16 protein-coding genes are annotated in these 19,102 nt (G+C 49.9%); all 16 read left to right on the forward strand.

Going from position 1 to position 19,102, the window contains the following annotated elements; translation table 11 throughout:
• Window positions 1-36 precede the first annotated feature (36 nt).
• The 16 genes from GEV47_RS18190 to GEV47_RS18265 all read left to right on the forward strand — a co-directional run bounded on the left by GEV47_RS18190 (window position 37) and on the right by GEV47_RS18265 (window position 18,921).
• Complete coding sequence (locus tag GEV47_RS18190) at window positions 37-1,086, forward strand: HAD family hydrolase (protein ID WP_228124800.1); 1,050 nt, start codon at window positions 37-39, stop codon at window positions 1,084-1,086.
• A gap of 555 nt (window positions 1,087-1,641) precedes the next feature.
• Window positions 1,642-3,285, forward strand: a complete 1,644-nt coding sequence (locus GEV47_RS18195; RefSeq protein WP_153236224.1) for a glycosyltransferase — start codon at window positions 1,642-1,644, stop codon at window positions 3,283-3,285.
• Complete coding sequence (locus GEV47_RS18200; protein WP_153236225.1) at window positions 3,285-4,610, forward strand: glycosyltransferase; 1,326 nt, start codon at window positions 3,285-3,287, stop codon at window positions 4,608-4,610. The genes GEV47_RS18195 and GEV47_RS18200 overlap by 1 nt, the downstream gene beginning before the upstream one ends.
• A complete protein-coding gene (locus tag GEV47_RS18205; protein ID WP_153236226.1) occupies window positions 4,607-5,479 on the forward strand; it encodes a class I SAM-dependent methyltransferase in 873 nt (290 codons plus the stop codon). The genes GEV47_RS18200 and GEV47_RS18205 overlap by 4 nt, the downstream gene beginning before the upstream one ends.
• A 20-nt stretch (window positions 5,480-5,499) precedes the next feature.
• Window positions 5,500-6,642, forward strand: coding sequence for an acyltransferase family protein (locus GEV47_RS18210; RefSeq protein WP_153236227.1), 1,143 nt, complete (start codon window positions 5,500-5,502; stop codon window positions 6,640-6,642).
• A 25-nt stretch (window positions 6,643-6,667) separates the two neighbouring features.
• Window positions 6,668-7,516, forward strand: coding sequence for a class I SAM-dependent methyltransferase (locus GEV47_RS18215; RefSeq protein WP_153236228.1), 849 nt, complete (start codon window positions 6,668-6,670; stop codon window positions 7,514-7,516).
• A gap of 54 nt (window positions 7,517-7,570) precedes the next feature.
• A complete protein-coding gene (locus tag GEV47_RS18220) occupies window positions 7,571-8,512 on the forward strand; it encodes a GDP-mannose 4,6-dehydratase (protein ID WP_153236229.1) in 942 nt (313 codons plus the stop codon).
• A 35-nt stretch (window positions 8,513-8,547) separates the two neighbouring features.
• Window positions 8,548-9,519 carry a GDP-mannose 4,6-dehydratase gene (locus GEV47_RS18225; RefSeq protein ID WP_153236230.1) on the forward strand — a complete coding sequence of 324 codons (972 nt, stop codon included), beginning with the start codon at window positions 8,548-8,550 and terminating at the stop codon, window positions 9,517-9,519.
• A 27-nt stretch (window positions 9,520-9,546) separates the two neighbouring features.
• Window positions 9,547-11,028, forward strand: coding sequence for a mannose-1-phosphate guanylyltransferase/mannose-6-phosphate isomerase (locus tag GEV47_RS18230; protein WP_153236231.1), 1,482 nt, complete (start codon window positions 9,547-9,549; stop codon window positions 11,026-11,028).
• Window positions 11,028-11,837, forward strand: a complete 810-nt coding sequence (locus GEV47_RS18235; protein ID WP_153236232.1) for an ABC transporter permease — start codon at window positions 11,028-11,030, stop codon at window positions 11,835-11,837. The genes GEV47_RS18230 and GEV47_RS18235 overlap by 1 nt, the downstream gene beginning before the upstream one ends.
• Complete coding sequence (locus tag GEV47_RS18240) at window positions 11,837-13,099, forward strand: ABC transporter ATP-binding protein (RefSeq protein WP_153236233.1); 1,263 nt, start codon at window positions 11,837-11,839, stop codon at window positions 13,097-13,099. Before GEV47_RS18235 ends, GEV47_RS18240 begins: the two co-directional genes overlap by 1 nt.
• Window positions 13,100-13,143: 44 nt before the next feature.
• Window positions 13,144-14,514, forward strand: a complete 1,371-nt coding sequence (locus GEV47_RS18245; RefSeq protein ID WP_228124801.1) for a glycosyltransferase family 4 protein — start codon at window positions 13,144-13,146, stop codon at window positions 14,512-14,514.
• Window positions 14,489-15,631: a glycosyltransferase family 4 protein gene (locus GEV47_RS18250; protein WP_228124802.1), complete on the forward strand. Its 1,143-nt coding sequence runs from the start codon at window positions 14,489-14,491 to the stop codon at window positions 15,629-15,631. The genes GEV47_RS18245 and GEV47_RS18250 overlap by 26 nt, the downstream gene beginning before the upstream one ends.
• Window positions 15,632-15,748: 117 nt before the next feature.
• Entirely contained in the window at window positions 15,749-16,939 is a 1,191-nt protein-coding gene (locus GEV47_RS18255) for a glycosyltransferase family 4 protein (RefSeq protein WP_153236235.1), read from the forward strand.
• The gene (locus tag GEV47_RS18260; RefSeq protein ID WP_153236236.1) at window positions 16,890-18,059 is read left to right on the forward strand and encodes a low temperature requirement protein A; all 1,170 of its coding nucleotides are present in this window, start codon (window positions 16,890-16,892) and stop codon (window positions 18,057-18,059) included. Before GEV47_RS18255 ends, GEV47_RS18260 begins: the two co-directional genes overlap by 50 nt.
• 25 nt (window positions 18,060-18,084) lie before the next feature.
• The gene (locus GEV47_RS18265) at window positions 18,085-18,921 is read left to right on the forward strand and encodes an alpha/beta fold hydrolase (RefSeq protein WP_153236237.1); all 837 of its coding nucleotides are present in this window, start codon (window positions 18,085-18,087) and stop codon (window positions 18,919-18,921) included.
• The last annotated feature ends 181 nt before the right edge of the window (window positions 18,922-19,102 follow it).

The following is a 19,102-nucleotide window of genomic DNA, read 5'->3' on the forward strand; positions in this document are numbered from 1 at the left end:
CCTTAGTTAGTCAAAGAAAATTTTCAAAGGCCAACCATGCGTAATTTCAATCATCGCATCACCAGTATCGCCGCTTTAACTGCAATGCTTATTCTTACTGCTTGCGCACAACCGTCGTCGCCGAAGGTTGCCGCGGCGAGTACGTCCGAAGCTGTGGTAGCAACATCGGTTCTGCCTTCGTGGCAAGACACTGCTGCCAAAAAATCTATCGTTGATTTCGTTGCACGCGTCACACAGGCCGGTTCGCCAGACTATGTGCCGCCCGCCGAGCGTATCGCCGTGTTCGATAACGATGGGACGCTATGGTTGGAACAGCCGGCGTATGTGCAACTGGTCTTCACATTACAACGCATCCATGAACTCGCTCCGCAGCACCCTGAATGGAAGACCGAGGAGCCGTTTCGTTCGGTACTGGCGGGCGATATGAAGGGAGTGGCCGCGACTGGTGAAACCGGTGTGGCAAAGCTGCTTGCCGCGACGCACACCGGCATGAGCACCAGCGATTTTCGCGCGACTGTGCATGATTGGATGAGCAAGGCGCAAGACCCACGATTCAAACGTTCTTACACACAACTGGTTTACCAGCCGATGCTAGAAGTTCTCCAATATATGCGAGCCAACGGATTTAAAACCTACATCGTATCTGGTGGCGGTGTCGAATTTATTCGCGACTATTCGGAGCGCGTCTACGGAGTGCCACCTGAACACGTGATTGGCAGTACCGCCAAATACAAGTATTCATTTGTGGGAGGGGTGCCAACACTTACGCGACTGGCGCAAATTGATAATGTCGACGATGGACCGGGCAAGCCTGCATCAATCGAGCACGTAATTGGTCGCCGGCCGATTGCTGCTTTCGGCAATTCGGATGGCGACATTCAGATGCTGGAATGGACGACTGCGGGTCCTGGTGCACGTCTCGGCGTCATCGTTCATCATACCGATGCTGAGCGAGAGTATGCCTATGACCGAACCTCCAAGATGGGTAAGCTCGATAAGGGGCTAGACGAAGCGCCAGCCAAAGGTTGGGTCGTCGTCGATATGAAGCAAGACTGGAAAACTGTGTTTCCTAATGCAACTCAGTAATTCCTTCCCGAACTGAGCAGCACAGATTTATGGAAAAAACATCTGTGCTGGTTGGTTCGATGTATTTTGTTCCGTGAATATATAAATCTGCTGAAGTTGTGTGAAATTGGTACGAATTGCGGAAGAGCCTATCCATTAACCCGCGCATACAACAATGCTCGGCAGCCTTTCCCTCAATCGTCCATTGCCAGCTAAATAACAGACTGATAACTCCCTATTTACAAAAAATAGGTCTATCGCTCTAAAGCAGTCCGGCAGAACTGCACCATGTTGCAAACATCAGGTATTATCGGCAAATATAGGGGTTGTCTTGCAGAAAGTTTATTAAATTGCTATACCACTTATTGCCGGTTGCCATGTTTGCTATTGCCGGTAATGATTGATACTGCATTATGTAAAATTTGCTTGGTAAAGCGCTGCACGACTGCCACTGATTATTTATAAAAATGCCCCGATAGCGGGGTTGAGACAGTTTCAAAACAGCATCATGTCAACGCCGACGGCGATTTTGGCAGCTGTTTGGAAAATTAACACTCGATGTAAAGTGCATTATTGATGAATTTCATTCTGTATTCGGATATTGGCGAAAGTACAATCGATAAAAGCCTTGGTTTGCCAGAGTACAGTTACTACTTTGTCTTAAAAGCTTTTCGTACCGTTTTAGCCGGGCTGGGCACTGTCACGCTGGTACAACATCCCGCAAGCGAAGTCGACCCGCTGTTTAAAGCATGTCAGCTGCGCGGCGAAGAATGCGTATTCCTGTCCTTTTCTCCACCTAACAAGACCCTGATCGACCTCGAGTGTCCAACCGTTTCGGTGTTCGCCTGGGAGTACAGCAATATCCCCGATGAGCAATGGGACAACGACCTCCGCAACGACTGGCGTGTGGTGTTTGCCAGTCATGGCAAAGCGATTACGCTATCAAGCTATACCGCCCGTACGGTTAAAGATGCGATGGGAGAGGCATTTCCTGTGCTGGCGGTTCCAGCACCTTTGTGGGAGCAATATGCTGGCGCGCGCGCCAGATTTGGTCATATTTTACCGCCTAAGAAAAGCACGATCGTGCTACGCGGCACAGTAATCGATAGCCATCTGCTGGGCTTGTCTGCGGATGGTTTGATCGCGCATCTTACCATTCCTGATGTACAGGCAGAGACTGAAGAAGAGCCGCAACCAGCAATCGTGGCGTCGTTACCGGAACCAATATTGGAATCAATTGCAGAGCAAGTACCGGAAACAATACCTGAACCGCATGCGCCAGTGCAAGTAAAAAATCTACGTTATCGTCTGGCGGTAACTAAACGTCATCTGCTGACGTGGTATCGGGAGGCATTACGCGATCTGTTGCCTTTGTGGTTAGCCAAGACGGTTGCGGTAACTGGTCGCAGTGGCTATACGCTTGGTCGTGCCATAGTCGGAATGCCGGTCATTAAAATGCCGCCGCAGCCGTTAGCGATAGAGCTGCCACCGCTTGAAGTGGAAGCGCAGGTAGAAACCGTGGCGCCAGCCCCAGTTCCAGCGGCGGTTGTTGTCTTGGAACCTGAAGTGGTTGTCAACCTCGAAGGGGTAATTTACACCTCTATCCTCAGTCCCAAGGATGGCCGCAAAAACTGGTTCGACATGGTGACAGCATTTTGCTGGACCTTCCGCGATGTGGACGATGCCACCTTGGTTCTGAAAATGAACGAGCGCGATTTGTCGATGTATCACAACACTTTACTTACCTTGTTGTCGCAGTTGGCACCATTCAAATGTCGCGTCGTGACTTTGCATGCCTATCTGGATGACGCAACCTATGAAGAGTTGATTGGCGCCACCAGCTTTTACGTCAACACTTCATTGTGTGAGGGCTTATGTTTGCCACTAATGGAATTCATGTCTTGTGGCAAGCCGGTGATCGCGCCTATCCACACAGCGATGGAAGATTACATAGACGACGGCGCAGCATTCATCGTCAAGTCTAGCCTTGAACACAATGTCTGGCCGCATGATCCGCGCGACTTGTTCCGGACCTTGCGTTATCGGCTTGACTGGGAATCAATCTGTACTGCCTATAAAGATAGTTATCGTGTGGCGAAACAGCAACCCGAAAAATATTTAGCGATGAGTGAACATGCGATGGCGCGTCAGGTGTCATATTGTTCAAGAGCTGTTGTGAAGGAACAGCTAAGCAACTTCTTTTTGAAGCCTGGTGTTTGATGATAATTATTATTTACTCCGATACCAACGCCGGTTCGATAGTAGCGAATCTGGGTTTGCCAGAATACAGTTACTACTTCGTATTGAAAGAGTTCCGACCGGTGCTCGAGCAACTGGGCATTGTGGTCACCGTCAGTGATCCTGCACGTGAAGTGGATGACATATACAGAAGCGCAACTGCACATGGTGAGTCTTGTGTGTTTCTTTCGTTCTCGCCGCCGCACAAAACGGTGATCGGCCTTTCCTGTCCTACCATTCCTGTATTCGCCTGGGAATTTAGTACATTACCGACTGAGGCCTGGCTTGGCGAGCCGCGCCATGACTGGCGCTATGTTTTCGATAAAGTCGGCAGCACCATCACGCATTCGGAATTTACCGCAAATTCAGTGCGGCAGGTGATGACATCCGAATTCCCGGTGGCGTCGATACCTGCACCGGTGTGGGATCGCTTTTCCGCATTGCGCGAAAAACTATCAATCGCAAATCATCCTGATGGCGTCGATTTGTATGTTGCCGGTACCGTCATTGATAGTCGCACGGTCGATCTTTCTCCTTACAGTGTGCCGCTCCGACGCAATCCCAAGCCGAATCTGCTGCGTCCACCAGCGTTGGCTAGTCGCGAGCCGATCAAGGTGCACGTTGATGGTGTGGTGTATACCTCGGTCTTCAATCCATATGACGGACGCAAGAACTGGTATGACATGATCAGTGCTTTCTGTTGGGCTTTTCGCGATGTTGAAGATGCGACGCTAGTGTTGAAGTTGACGCACAACGATGTGCGCATCGGCATCGACAATCTGTTGGAGAATGTTTATAAGCTGACGCCGTTCAAGTGCCGCATTCTGCTTATCCACGGTTATTTAAGTGATGCAGATTACGAAAAGCTGGTCTCTGCAACCACCTATGTGCTGAATACCTCACATGGCGAAGGCCAATGTCTGCCATTGATGGAGTTCATGTCTTGCGGCAAACCGGCTATCGCGCCGGTCAATACCGCGATGGCTGACTATGTTGATAGCGACAATGCATTTGTATTGGATTCCAATACTGAGCCTAGCCATTGGCCGCATGATCCGCGGCAGGCTTATCGCACTTTGCGTTACCGCATAGACTGGGGCACCTTGCTGAATGCTTACAAGGAAAGTTATCGCGTCGCCAGACAAGATCCGGTGCGGTATCAGCAGATGGCGGAACATGCGGTGCAAAAACTGCAAAAGCATTGTTCTCGTGAGGTTGTCAAAGAGCGTTTGCTGACTTTCTTTGCCAGTCACCCCGGTGTAGGTGGACGCGATATCGCGCAGGCTGTGGAAAAGGCATCTGTATGATCAAATTCCTTACTGGTCGTTTACGGCAATTCAAAGCAAAGACCGCAGAAAAAGTGCAATTGCCGCAGTTGATATCGGCTGATGGGGTGGTTGATTCACGTACTTGCGGCTTGGTCGATACGGTGCAAAGTGGCTGGTTTCGTCAAGACAGCGGTGAATTGCTGGAAGGTTTTCCGATTACGGTTGCCGATGTAGTGCTGGATGTCGGTTGCGGCGAGGGTGGGGCAACCATGTTTGCAGCACGCTGCGGTGCGCACGTGATCTTTTCCGATACTGATGCCGCACAAGTGGAACGTCTTTCTGCAAAAGTGGCAGCCAGTCCGGCACGTGGCGCACAAGCGCTGGTCTGCGATACCAATCCTCTGCCATTACCGGATGGCTGCGCCAGCCGGATTATCGCTATGGAAATGCTGGAACACGTCGATGATCCAGCACAGGTTCTGGCAGAACTGGTGCGCGTTGGGAAGCCGGGCGCGTTGTATTTGTTAACCGTGCCCGATCCGGTTGGCGAAGGTTTGCAGAAACAGCTGGCACCGACTTCGCATTTTCAAAAACCCAATCATATCAATGTGTTTGAGCGCGAAGCGTTTGCTGCGCTGGTGACTGATGCAGGATTACAGATTGAGAGGCGACATGCTTCCGGGTTCTTTTGGTCGCTCTGGATGTGTCTTTACTGGGTTGACGAATCTGGGAGCGATGGTGCTACGCGCGATAACATCAAGCCACCTCATTCTCCCTTGCTTAATGAATGGGCTAAAACATGGCATCAATTGATTTCTTTACCTGACGGCGCAAAGATCAAGCAGCTATTAGATAGCGTTATGCCGAAGAGTCAGGCAATCATCGCTCGTAAGCCAGATCATGGATGAACTATCGGAGTTGATCGCACATGAATCATCGTATTAAAGATATCGAGCTATTGCGTGGAATCGCAGTGCTTTTCGTTTTGTTCGAACATACGCGGTTCAATTTGTTTGGGGACACAAGTGAAACTCTTTTGTTCATCTATACGCATTTCGGATTCTGGAGTGGCGTCGATTTATTCTTCGCGATTTCTGGATTCGTTATCGCCAGAGATTTAATTGCGCGGTTTAATCGCTGCGACGATAACCAGGCATTCTTTTCTGTTGCGATCAAGTTCTGGATCAGACGTATTTGGCGACTATGGCCTTCTGCATGGCTTTGGCTGGCACTGTTACTGTTAGCCACAGTGGTTTTCAATAAATCAGGCATATTTGGAACGCTTAAGACAGCTCTGGATGGCAGCCTGGCTGGGTTTTTTAACTATGCGAACTTTCGTGTGATGCTGAAGTATGGCCGCGAAGATATTGGCCCTACCTCCCCATATTGGAGCCTCTCGTTGGAAGAGCAGTTTTACTTATTGCTGCCATTGGCTGTTTTTATCTGTCGTCGCTGGCTTTCTGCTGTGTTGATTGTTTTGGTGGTGCTGCAATTTTTCGCATCTCGCCACCAATCGTTATTGTTGATGATGATACGGTCCGATGCATTGTTACTGGGAGTGTTACTGGCAATTTGGAGTAAGCATGAAAATTATTTCAGAGTAGAACCGACGTTCCTGAAAAAACGACCGTGGGTGCGCATTGTTATTCTCGCAATGTTGGTGGCTGCACTGGCCAAAATTGGGTCGCCGCAATATCAGGATTTCAGGTGTTGGGTCGGTGTTGTCGCATTGATTTCGATAGTTCTGGTATGGATTGCATCCTATGACAAAGATTATCTGATGCCAGAGAATCCGTTGAAACATGTGCTGCTCTGGGTTGGAAGTCGTTCTTATGCGTTGTATCTGACACATATGCCGGCTTATCTCATGAGCCGCCAAATCTGGTATTGGATTGCCCCCAAAGACACCATTTTTGACCGAACCTACAATGTTCAACTAGCCCTCACAGCTGCTGTTCTCGTGCTTGTATTCAGTGAACTTAATTATCGTTTTATTGAAACTCCTTTACGCGCTCGCGGTAAGAAAATTACCGATAACTTGGGGAAACCTCAGTTTCAGTTTCAGGCATAAGTAATAACGGTGGAAACAAAAAAGTATGCGAAACATAATCAGAAAGCTTTTCGGCATCACTAAAGGGGATGCCACGATTCCGATAGTACCTGTTGCTGAAACAGCGCAGGTATTACCTATCGTGGCGATTGATTCCTTCCATATCGGTTTGCGCGATGCACTGGCGAGCGGCTGGTATCTGCAGGAAAGCGATGAGCTTTATCGCGGCTTTGTCATTAGCGCGGAGGATGTCGTTCTGGATGCAGGTTGCGGCGACGGCGGCAATGCATTATTTTGCGGCCACCGCGGTGCCCATGTGATCGTGGCTGACATTGACACCGGCAAGGTCGAGGTAGCCAAGCAACGGCTGGCGGACACGCCTGCACGAATAGTGCAAGGACTGGTGGGTGATGCCAATCCATTTTTGCTGGAAGACGGCATCGCCAGCAAAGTAATCTGCATGGAAGTGCTTGAGCACGTCGATGATCCTGCGCAATTCATGAACGAATTGGTCAGAGTAGGTAAAGCGGGCTCGCAATACCTGTTGTCCGTGCCGGATTCGGTGCAAGAACACTTGCAAAAGAAAGTGGCACCGGCGTCGCATTTTGAAAAGCCGAATCATATTCGGATTATTGAACGTGAGCAGTTTGAGAAGATGGTGACAGACGCGGGTTTGATCATTGAACGTCACGATTATTACGGGTTTTACTGGTCGGTCTGGTGGCTGTTTTTTTGGGTGTGCAAAGTGGATCTGAGCAACGCGCATCACCCTTTACTCGATAGCTGGGCAAAAACCTGGGAACTTCTGATGGACAGCCCCGATGGTGAGCGGGTCAGGAAGGTCTTGAACGATTTCATGCCGAAAAGCCAGGTCATCATCGCACGCAAGCCGTAACGGAAAACACGGCGTGTATTTAACTGAATAATGGCAGGGAATAATTAACTGCATATGAAACGACTATTTATAACCGGACAATCGGGATTTGTGGGGCTCGCTTTTGAGCGCATGCGTACGCATCTGGTCGCTCAGGGTTGGGAACTGGCGCCCACAGAACGTTCTTATGATTTGCTGGGGCCGGAATCGCTGAAGCAGGTTTTGCAGCAAGCTAACCCCGATGCGGTGATACACCTTGCTGGCCAGACTTTTATCCCGGAAGCTTTTCGTGATCCAGCACATACGCTTGATGTCAATCTGAAGGGGACGTTGAATCTGTTGCAAGCGCTGCAAAGCAGCGGCTTCAACGGCACTTTCCTATATGTCAGTTCTGGCGATATCTATGGTCGTGTGAGTCCGGAATTATTGCCAATTACAGAGCAACAACCAGCCCGGCCGCAAAACCCTTATGCAGTCAGCAAAGCAGCAGCAGAGTTGTTGTGTTATCAGTGGAGCTGCAGCGTGCCCTGGCGCATTCTGGTAGCGCGCCCGTTTAATCATATCGGCGCTGGGCAGCGGGAAGACTTCGTGATTTCCAGCGTTGCGCGACAATTGTCTCGCATCAAATCAGGGCTGCAGGAGCCTCGCATATTGGTCGGTGATGTCGATGTCAGCCGCGATTTTCTTGATGTCGAAGATGTCATTTCAGCCTATCTGGCGCTGTTGGAAAAAGGATCGAATGGTGAAATCTACAATGTTTGCTCAGGCAAGGAATACCTGATTCGCGACATGATTGCCAGCATGCTCAATCTGACACAGATAGAAGCCGTCATCGCCCAAGATCCGGCGCGTATGCGACTTTCGGATCTACGTAGGGTGCAGGGCAGCAATCAGAAAATCACACTTGCAACCGGATGGACGCCGCGCATTCTCATGCAGCAGACATTACGGCATATCTTGGCAGACTGGGATAACAGAGTAGCGATGGAATGCGGCACATTGACCGTTAAGGTCTGACGCAAAAAAAAACAGAATTAACGGAGATATAGGCGATGACAAAAACTGCATTGATTACTGGTGTGACTGGACAAGACGGCGCTTACCTTGCCAAGTTATTGCTTGATAAGGGTTATAAAGTATACGGTTTGCTGGCGAGACGTAGCAGTGACACGTTATGGCGTTTGCGTGAGCTTGGGATCGTTGAAAGGCTGCAATTCATTGAAGGCGACTTGGCCGATGCAACTTCGGCAATAAGAGCGGTACGCCAATGCCATCCTGACGAAATCTATAACCTCGGGGCGCAAAGTTTTGTTGGCACTTCCTGGAATCAACCAGTGGTAACCGGCATGGTGGATGGCCTGGGAGTGACGCATATGCTGGAAGCGATTCGCCAGTTCAGCCCTGAATCGCGTTTCTATCAAGCTTCGACCAGCGAAATGTTTGGCCTGATTCAGGCCGAACATCAAGACGAAAATACACCGTTTTATCCACGTAGTCCGTACGGCGTAGCCAAGCTTTACGGTCACTGGATCACTGTCAATTATCGCGAGAGTTTTGGTTTGCATGCTTCCAGCGGCATTTTGTTCAATCATGAATCGCCTTTGCGCGGCATCGAGTTCGTCACGCGCAAAGTGACTGACGCGGCGGCGCGAATTAAGTTGGGCAAGCAAAAAGAACTACGACTTGGCAATATCGATGCTAAACGTGACTGGGGCTTTGCCGGCGACTACGTGGAAGCAATGTGGTTGATGTTGCAGCAAGAGCGGGCCGATGACTACGTGATTGCCACCGGCGTTACTACCAGTGTGCGTGAGATGTGTCGTATCGCTTTCTCTCATCTTGATTTGAATTATGAAGAACATCTTGTGATCGATCCGCAATTGTTCCGGCCAGCTGAAGTTGATGTCTTGCTTGGCAATCCAGCCAAAGCACTGCGCATATTGGATTGGAAACCGAAAACCGGCCTTGAGCAATTGATTCAGCAAATGGTTGATGCTGATATTCGCCGCGTCGGCAAAGAGTAATAAAAATAAAAAAAGAGGAGATAAAAAATGCGTACTCCAGAACCAGGCATTCCGTTATCAGCTACAGCCGTGATTGTTCCGGTAATTCTCTCAGGCGGCGCCGGTTCGCGCTTGTGGCCGGTCTCGCGAGAAGGGCATCCGAAACCATTTATCAAACTGCCAGATGGTAAAAGCCTGCTGCAAAAAACTTATCAGCGTATCGCTCAGCTTGGCATTAGCGGCGATATTCTGAGCGTTACTAATCGGGATTACTATTTCCAGAGTAAAGACGAATTTATTTCAGCAGATCTGGGCATTCATCATCGCCCGCATTTCATCCTTGAGCCGTCTGGCCGCAATACTGCGCCTGCAATTGCAGTGGCCGCATTATCTTTACGTGCGCTGCATGGTGATAACACTGTTATGGTGGTGATGCCTGCGGATCACTTGATCAACGATGTCGATTGCTTTACTAAGGCCGTAAAGCACGCGGTTGAAGTTGCAAAAGAAGGCTATCTGGTGACCTTCGGTGTGCGCCCGCTGACCCCGGAAACCGGCTATGGGTATATAGAATGCGGTGACGAAATAGATACCGCTGGCGCAGCGAAGGTGGAGCGTTTCATCGAAAAACCGGACGGTGATCGTGCTACCAAATTTGTCGAGAGCGGGAAACATTTATGGAATGCCGGTATTTTTTGTTTTTCAGTCTCGACTTTCTTAAGCGAGCTGGAAAGGCATGCGCCTGAAATTTTATCGCTAGCTGCCGCTTGCGTTGAAGCTAGTCCGGCCAGTCCATCGGCTGGCGTTCTATTGCAGGAACTGGAAAGCAGCAGTTTCATGGCGATGCAGGATATTTCTATCGATTATGCGGTGCTGGAACGATCTGATCGGGTCGCTGTGATACCGGTGAGTTTTGATTGGAACGACATCGGTTCCTGGGGGGCGCTGCGACAGCTGGTCGAGCCCGATGCACAAAACAATCGCGTGTTGGGCGAGGCGGTTCTGATCGATAGCAATAATAACTACATTTACTCCGAACAGCGCTTGGTGGCCACGGTCGGGGTCAATAACCTGATCGTGGTGGATACGCCTGACGCGTTGTTGATCGCCCATCCAGATCATGTTCAGAGCGTGAAAAAAGTGGTTCAACAGCTAAAGAGCACTGATCACGATACCTATAAGTTACATCGCACCGTATTCCGGCCTTGGGGTAGTTATACCTTGTTGGAGCAAGGGCCGAACTTCAAAATCAAGCGCATCGTCGTCAAGCAAGGAGCATCACTATCGTTGCAGATGCATCACCACCGTAGCGAACATTGGGTGGTGGTGCAAGGCATGGCCAAGGTTGTGAATGGCGACAAGGAAATGTACGTGAATACCAATGAATCAACTTACATTCCGGCGGGCGGCAAGCATCGCCTGGAAAACCCGGGATTGTTAGAGTTAGTCATGATTGAAGTGCAGAGCGGTGCTTATCTGGGTGAAGACGATATCGTGCGGTTTGACGATAAATACGGCAGGTGCAAGTAATGTTTCAATCCAAGACTCAAACCATCTTGCGTTCCTTGTGGCATTACCGTGGATTTATGGTGGGTAGCGTCAAACGTGAGTTTCAGGCGCGTTATCGCAATTCGATGCTGGGCGCGGCATGGACGGTATTAAATCCACTGGCAATGATTGTTGTCTATACGGTGGTTTTCTCGCAACTGATGCATGCACGATTGCCCAATGCAAGCAGTCAATTTGCCTACGGTATTTATCTATGCGCCGGCTTGCTGACCTGGGGATTTTTTACTGAGACTGTGTCGCGTCTGCAGAACGTATTTCTGGAAAATGGAAATATGCTCAAGAAGCTGAATTTCCCACGTATTTGCTTACCCATTATTACGGTAATGAATACCGGTCTGAATTTTGCCATCATCTTTGGATTATTCATCGGCTTTTTGCTTGTCTCTGGCAATTTTCCAGGTTGGGTGTTTCTAGGCGTGGTGCCGCTGTTGTTGATACAGGTGCTGTTTTCTGTTGGCCTCGGCATCGTGCTTGGCGTGTTGAACGTATTTTTCCGCGATATTGGCCAGTTGTTTGGCATCGTATTGCAATTCTGGTTCTGGTTTACGCCGATTGTGTATACGGTTTCCACCTTGCCAGCGGCTGTGCAGAATTTGCTGAAATTTAATCCGATGACAGCGCTCATTGTTTCTTATCAAGGAATTTTTGTTAGCAATGTGTGGCCGAACTGGAGCGATCTGTTGGGAGTGACATTGTTCAGCGTTGCTTTATGTGCTTTTGGCATGCTGCTATTTCGCAAGCATGCCGGAGAAATGGTGGATGAACTCTGATGGGTAAAGTAACCGTTAAAAATTTGGGGAAAGCCTACAAGACCTATAGCGGACGATGGGCGCGTCTGGCCGAATGGATTTTGCCGTTTGTTAAACCGCGACATCAATTGCATTGGGTATTGCAAGAGATTGATTTTCAGCTGGAAGCCGGTGAGGCAGTCGGAATTGTCGGTATCAATGGTGCTGGTAAAAGTACGCTTTTGAAACTAATTGCAGGCACTACGCAGGCGACTACCGGCACTATAGATATTCAGGGGCGGGTGTCTGCCTTGCTGGAACTGGGCATGGGTTTTCATCCGGATTTTACGGGACGACAGAATGCCGTCATGGCAGGTCAATTGCAAGGATTGCGGGCGGATGAGATCGAAAAATTGATGCCTGCGATCGAAGCATTTGCCGAAATCGGCGACTACATAGATCAGCCAGTCAGAACTTATTCAAGTGGCATGCAGATGCGACTGGCTTTTAGTGTGGCGACGGCAAACCGGCCAGATGTATTAATTGTCGACGAAGCTTTATCGGTCGGCGATGCCTATTTTCAGCATAAAAGTTTTGAACGCATCAGGGAATTTCGCCGTGCCGGCACCACTTTGCTGATCGTGTCGCATGACCGGTATGCGATACAAACTATCTGCGATCGCGCCATTCTGCTGAATCGAGGGCGGCTGGAAATGCAGGGTGATCCGGTCGAGGTGATGGATTTTTATAATGCCATGCTGGCAGAAAAGGAACAGCAAACGGTCAGGCAAGAACGTTTGGCGGACGGCAGATTAAGAACCATTTCAGGTACAGGAGAGGCTAGCATCAGTTCAGTGACTTTGTTGAGCGATGAAGGCAAGCAACTTGATGTAGTTGAAGTCGGCACCTACGTCACTCTGGAAGTCAGGGTCGCCATTAACACGCCGGTAACGCGTCTGGTGATGGGCTATATGATCAAAGATAAGTTGGGACAGTCGATCTTTGGCATAAATAGCCATCGACTCGGCATGCCGCAGACCGATTTACTTCCCGGGGAAGAGTTGATCTATCGCTGTCGTTTCCCGGTTAATTTGGGCAAGGGCAGCTATTCGGTAGCGATTTCCTTGTCGAGGTTAGATTCCCATCTCGACACGAATTATGAGTGGCGTGATTACAGCGTTATTTTCCATGTTATTAATACGTTGTCCCCTGATTTCGTCGGCTGTGCATTTTTGGACGCAGAAATGGCGATAGAACGGCCACGCAGCAGTCAAAATGTGAACATAGACGAGGTGGCGGCATGACCAGGCTTTTGATTGAATGCACCTACGTATTTCATCATCCAGAGATGAACTCAGGGATCCAGCGCGTGGTCCGCAATATCATCAATAATTTGCCGTCGGTGCAAGACCAAGCTGTTTGCATTCCGGTCGTTTTTAAAGATGGGAAGATACTTGAAGTCAAACAGTTGGCTCCAGATCATAGCGACGACTTGCGAGGGCGATGGCAATCGAAGCTGGAAACGATAGCGCAGAAGCTGGTGCGGATACGCAATCGTTACTGGTTGATACACTCACGTTTGCTACCGCTCTGGCCTTGGAAATCCTCTCATAATGTGCGACGCGTGACCTATGTGCTGTGTCGCCTGGCGAGTCTCGCATTTATGTTGCCTCTATATTTGACCGAGTGGACTCTTGGAAAAATCGAGGTGCAGTCGCGCGCTTTTGAAATGGAATGCAGCTCGGACGATATTTTGGTGTTACTGGATTCATCATGGCATGCCGATTTCTTTCCGGTGGCAGAGAAATTGCAACAGCAAGGTGTCACTATCATCTCGGTTATCTACGATCTGATCCCATTAACGCATCCTCAGTTTTGCGACGGCCCGTTAGTGCAAGTATTTGATCGCTGGTTTGAATGGATTGCCAATACGGCAGACGGATTTATTGCGATATCGAGCACTATCCGCGATGAGGTGCGTAGTGAGGTTCAGCGCCGCCTGGGTAGTGAGCGAACCACCGGTCGTTGGTTTGATTTCTTCCATCTTGGTTCCGAACTTGACCAGATTGACCCGGAAAAGTCGGTGCGTCCCGCCGTCGAAAAATTATTTACTTCCGGCCGCTCTATCTACCTGATGGTCAGCACCATCGAGCCGCGTAAAAACCACGCCTATCTGTTAGATGCTTTTGAACAGTTGTGGCAAAGCGGTAGCGATGTCGTTCTCTGTTTTATCGGCCGCATAGGTTGGAAGAATGAGCGCCTGATCGAGCGTGTAACAAGACATCCTGAACTGAAACAACGCTTGTTCATGTTTAATGATCTGAGTGATATCGAGCTTGAGTATTGTTATAGCCATGCCAAATCACTGGTGTTTCCTTCATTTGTAGAGGGTTTTGGCTTGCCGCTGGTAGAGGCTATGCAGCGAGGGTTACCTGTAATGGCGAGCGACATCCCTGTGTTTCATGAGATCGGCGGTGAATTTATCAGTTATTTTGATTTGCATAGTCCGGTATCGTTGGCGAGCCAGGTACAACAATTTGAAGAAAGTGGAATTTTCCCGGCATCGCGAGATATGGCAGATTGGTCTTGGCTAAACTGGGAGAATTCAGCACGACAATTGGTTGAGCGTGTTGCAGGCCATGGACAAGCACGAACGCAACAACAAACTAAAACGTCTATGCAAAGTCGCTGCGATGAAACTGACCATTGCGCTGAATAGCAAAATTCTGCTCGCGCCGCGCACTGGCATCGGCAATTATGTCGTGGAACTGGCGCAGGCGCTGCAGCAGGATGCTGGTTTGAAAATGCACTATTTTTATGGCTCACGCTGGCAGGAAACGCTAGTCGATGCGCCGATGCCAGGTTATTCACGTTGGGCCAATATCGTTAAGCGATACCTGCCGGGCGCCTATGTTCTGCGTCGTGCGTTTGAACAAAAACGCTTTAATCGCGGTGTACGCAAAGCATGTCCCGATGTGTATCACGAACCTAGTTTGTGGCCGCTCAATTTTGCTGGCCCAACGGTCATGACAGTACACGATCTGACGCATATCCATTATCCGCAGACTCAGCCTAAAGATCGGTTGAAAGAAATTGAGCGCCGGTTGCCATCGGCCTTGGCGCGCGTCAATCGAATCCTGGTTGATTCAGCGTTTATCGGGGACGAGATCAAACAGCATTACAGCGTGCCAGAACAAAAAATTGTGGTTGCCCCGCTTGGTTGTGCTGCAATTTTTCAGCCTCGGGTTGAGCCGCAGGTGGCAATTCGGCTCAAAAAATTAGGTTTACATTACCGCGGTTTCATCCTTTCGGTAGGTACCTTGGAGCCACGAAAGAATCTGTTGCTGACATTGAAAGCGCATGCACGTTTGCCGCTCTTCTTACGTGAGCGTTTTCCCTTGTTGGTTGTAGGTATGCAGGGATGGCATGTCGATCAATTGCAAGGTGCGTTGTCGCAAGCGGTTAGTGCTGGTCACGTCCGGTTGGCTGGTTATCTGGATCAGGCGGATCTGGCGTGTGTCACGGCAGCGGCGAGGATTATGGTGTTTCCTTCTCTTTACGAAGGTTTCGGCTTGCCGGTGTTGGAAGCAATGACCAGCGGCACGCCGGTGATCACGTCAGATTGCGCCAGCTTGCCGGAAGTCGCGGCGGAGGCTGGTATTTATGTCGATCCGCAGGACGAGGAAGGGCTGGCCGAGCAAATGCGTTGTTTGATGGAAGATGATGAGATTTGGATGGCGCAGCATATAGCGGGATTAGAACGATCTGCGCAGTTTTCCTGGAAAAAATGCGCCTCAGTCACTGCCGAAGTTTATCGGCAGGCTGCTAATAGTTAGCGTTCGGTTCCGAAAGAAGTTTAATGCCAGGCTGCTGTTGTAGGCAGTCCGTAAAAAGAACATAGTCGTTTTCTTCTGTTGTGGCAGAAGATGGTGCTGATGATAAGAGAGTGTGCAATGCGAGTTCTTCATTTCTACAAGACCTACCAGTCGGAATCGTATGGCGGTATCGAACAGACTATTTATCAGTTATGCAAATGTTCGTCTGCCAGCGGCATCGAGAGCGAAGTGCTGACGTTGAGCGAGTCGCCCGATCCAGCGGAATTGATGTACGAAGGGCATAAGGTGCATCGCGTCAAGCTTGATCTGCAGATCGCTTCGACCGGCTTTTCTTTTTCTGCGCTCAAGCGTTTCGCGCAGCTCGCGGCTGAGGCCGATATCGTGCACTATCATTTCCCGTGGCCGTTTATGGATTTCGCCCACTTCGTTACGCGTATGAATAAGCCGAGCGTGGTGACATACCATTCCGACATCGTGCGTTACAAAACGTTGTTGCAGTTGTATCGGCCATTGATGCATCGCTTTCTTCAAAGTGTGGATGCGATTGTTGCCACCTCGCCGAATTATCTGCAAACCAGCTCGGTGTTGGCCGGATACAAAGACAAAACGCAAGTGATACCCATCGGCCTCGATAAAAACAGCTATCCGACTGCTTCGGCGGCGTTGAAGGCCGAGTGGCAAACGCGGATTGGCCCTCGTTTTTTCTTGTTTGTCGGTGCCATTCGATATTACAAAGGCCTGCATATTCTGTTGGATGCGGCGCGCGGTACCGACTATCCGATTGTGATTGTCGGTGCAGGACCGATTGAGCAGGAACTGAAACAACGTGTCGACGAGCAAGGCTTGCGCAATGTGATTTTCCTCGGCATTGTCAGCGATGAAGTCAAAGTCGCGTTGTTGGAATCGTGTTACGCCATCGTGTTTCCATCGCATTTGCGTTCAGAGGCTTTTGGCATCTCTTTGCTGGAAGGCGCAATGTACGGCAAACCAATGATTTCCAGTGAAATCGGCACCGGCACCAGTTATATCAACAACCACGGAGAAACCGGGTTAGTCGTTCCTCCCAGCGACCCAAACGCCTTCCGTCTGGCGATGCTGCAGCTATGGGATAACCCTGAACAAGCGAAGGCCATGGGCGTACGCGCCCAAGCACGCTACCAGAAATTGTTTACAGCAAAGGTAATGGGAGAGAGCTATGCTCAGCTGTACCAAGATGTGCTGGCAACGCAAGGGCGAGCTAGAAAAGGGATAAATAAAAATGAATATTCAGGGGAAAGTCAATCTGTTGCGCACTCGAGACGGCCATGAAGCCAAAGTGCTTCCTATCGAGCTGTTCTTTGATTTGGTCTATGTTTTTGCTGTTACCCAGTTATCGCATCATTTATTGGAAAACCTGACGCCGATTGGCGCGTTGCAGACACTGGTTTTATGGTTCGCAGTCTGGCTGGTTTGGCAATACACGTGTTGGGTAAGTAATTGGTTTGACCCGAATACGTTCCAGATCCGAATGCTATTGCTGGCCATTATGCTCGTTGGTCTGGTCATGTCGGCGGCTCTGCCGGACGCGTTTGGCGAGCGCGGGCTGATTTTTGCGGCTTGTTACGCCGCGATGCAGATAGGACGAACCCTTTATATCGTGCTGTATTTGGGGCGCAGCCATGCGTTAAGCAAAAACTTCCAGCGGATGCTTGGATGGCTATGTATATCAGGTGCGTTTTGGATTGCAGGCGGTCTGTCTTATGGTCATTCCCGTTTAATATTCTGGGCGCTGGCTGTGGCATGCGAATACTTGTCGCCGATGTTTGGTCTATGGCTACCCGGTTTGGGGCGTTCACAAACACAGGAATGGACCATAGAGGGCGGTCACATGGCTGAGCGCTGCCAATTGTTTGTGATTGTGGCGCTGGGAGAGTCGATTTTGGTGACTGGTGCCAGCCTCAGTCATATGGCAAACTGGACTGCCCCGACCTTGATTGCTTTTCTGGTGGCTTTTCTCGGCAGTCTGGCAATGTGGTGGATCTATTTTGATACCAGCAGTGAGGCCGGCACTGAAGCCATCGTGCACTCAAAAGACCCGGGACGCATCGGCGCTTATTTTCACTATACGCACGTCATCATTGTCGCCGGCGTGATCGTTGCAGCGGTTGGCAATGAACTGGCAATAGCGCACCCATCTGGACATTTAGACAATGGTTCGCTGGCAGTGTTAATAGGCGGCCCTATTATTTACCTGCTCGGCAACGGTATATATAAGACCGTGGTCTATGCTTGGTTTCCGCTTTCTCATATGATCGGGCTAACGGCACTGGCAGTGTTAATACCACTGACTTACAGGGCCGATTTGTTAATGGTTTCCGGTTTGACGACAGCGATATTAATCATAGTGGCGATACAGGAGAGTGTTTCCCGACGCGCGAGGGCCGCATAACGGCTAAAGTTTAAGGAGAAGTCCAATGGCATCATTCGACGATGATCTTATAAATTTCGAAGCGCATGGTGCCAAGCCACTACCAGATGATGGCGCTCAAGGCTACATCGATCACGACGGCGCCAAAATCTGGTACGCGACATATGGCACAGGATCGCCTGTGATTTTGCTACATGGCGGCCTCGGCCATAGTGGAAACTGGGGCTATCAAGTACCTATGCTGATCGAATCAGGTCACTGTGTGGTGCTGATCGATAGTCGCGGCCATGGTCGCAGCACCCGCGATTCCCGACCTTTTACCTATGAGTTGATGGCGTCAGATGTGTTGGCGGTAATGGACGCACTGAACATTGAAAAAGCGGCGGTCGTGGGCTGGAGCGACGGCGCGTGCATTGCATTGATACTCGCCATGAAAGCCCCTGGACGAATTGCGGGCGTGTTCTTTTTTGGCTGCAACATGGATCCCAGCGGCACCAAGGAAATCGCACAAGGCAATCCGATACTGGAGCGGTGTTGGAGCCGGCACGTCAAAGACTATACCCAGCTGTCGACTACTCCGGACCAATTTAAGGTATTTGCCGGAGCGATAGAGCTGATGATGACAACCCAGCCTAACTATTCAGCACGGGACCTGGCGGAGATTCATGCGCCAGTCACGTTCGTGCACAGCGAGCATGACGAATTTATCAAGCCTCAGCATGTTGAATACCTGGCTAGCTGTATACATGGTTCAGAATTGATTCTGCTACGGGGCGTGAGTCATTTTGCGCCGTTGCAAAGGCCGGATCTATTTAATAGTGCGCTCCGAGCATTTCTTTCGAGAATGATCAATTCCAGCCAAGTGTGTGACGGACGGCACTAAATGTAATTCGCCAAACCAGCGGCCAGCGGCGAATCGATCGTGCAGTGGGACTTAGGCAAAAAAAGATAATTTCATTTATTTCAAATTATTTTATAAAACAGCTTGCGGTGTTGAGGGCGGGTTGCTATAGTTCGGCCTCTGCAAAAAACGACGCGAAGTAAGCTGCGAAGTGAAGGTAGAA

This window comes from Glaciimonas soli, assembly GCF_009497155.1.
GTDB lineage: Bacteria > Pseudomonadota > Gammaproteobacteria > Burkholderiales > Burkholderiaceae_D > Glaciimonas > Glaciimonas soli.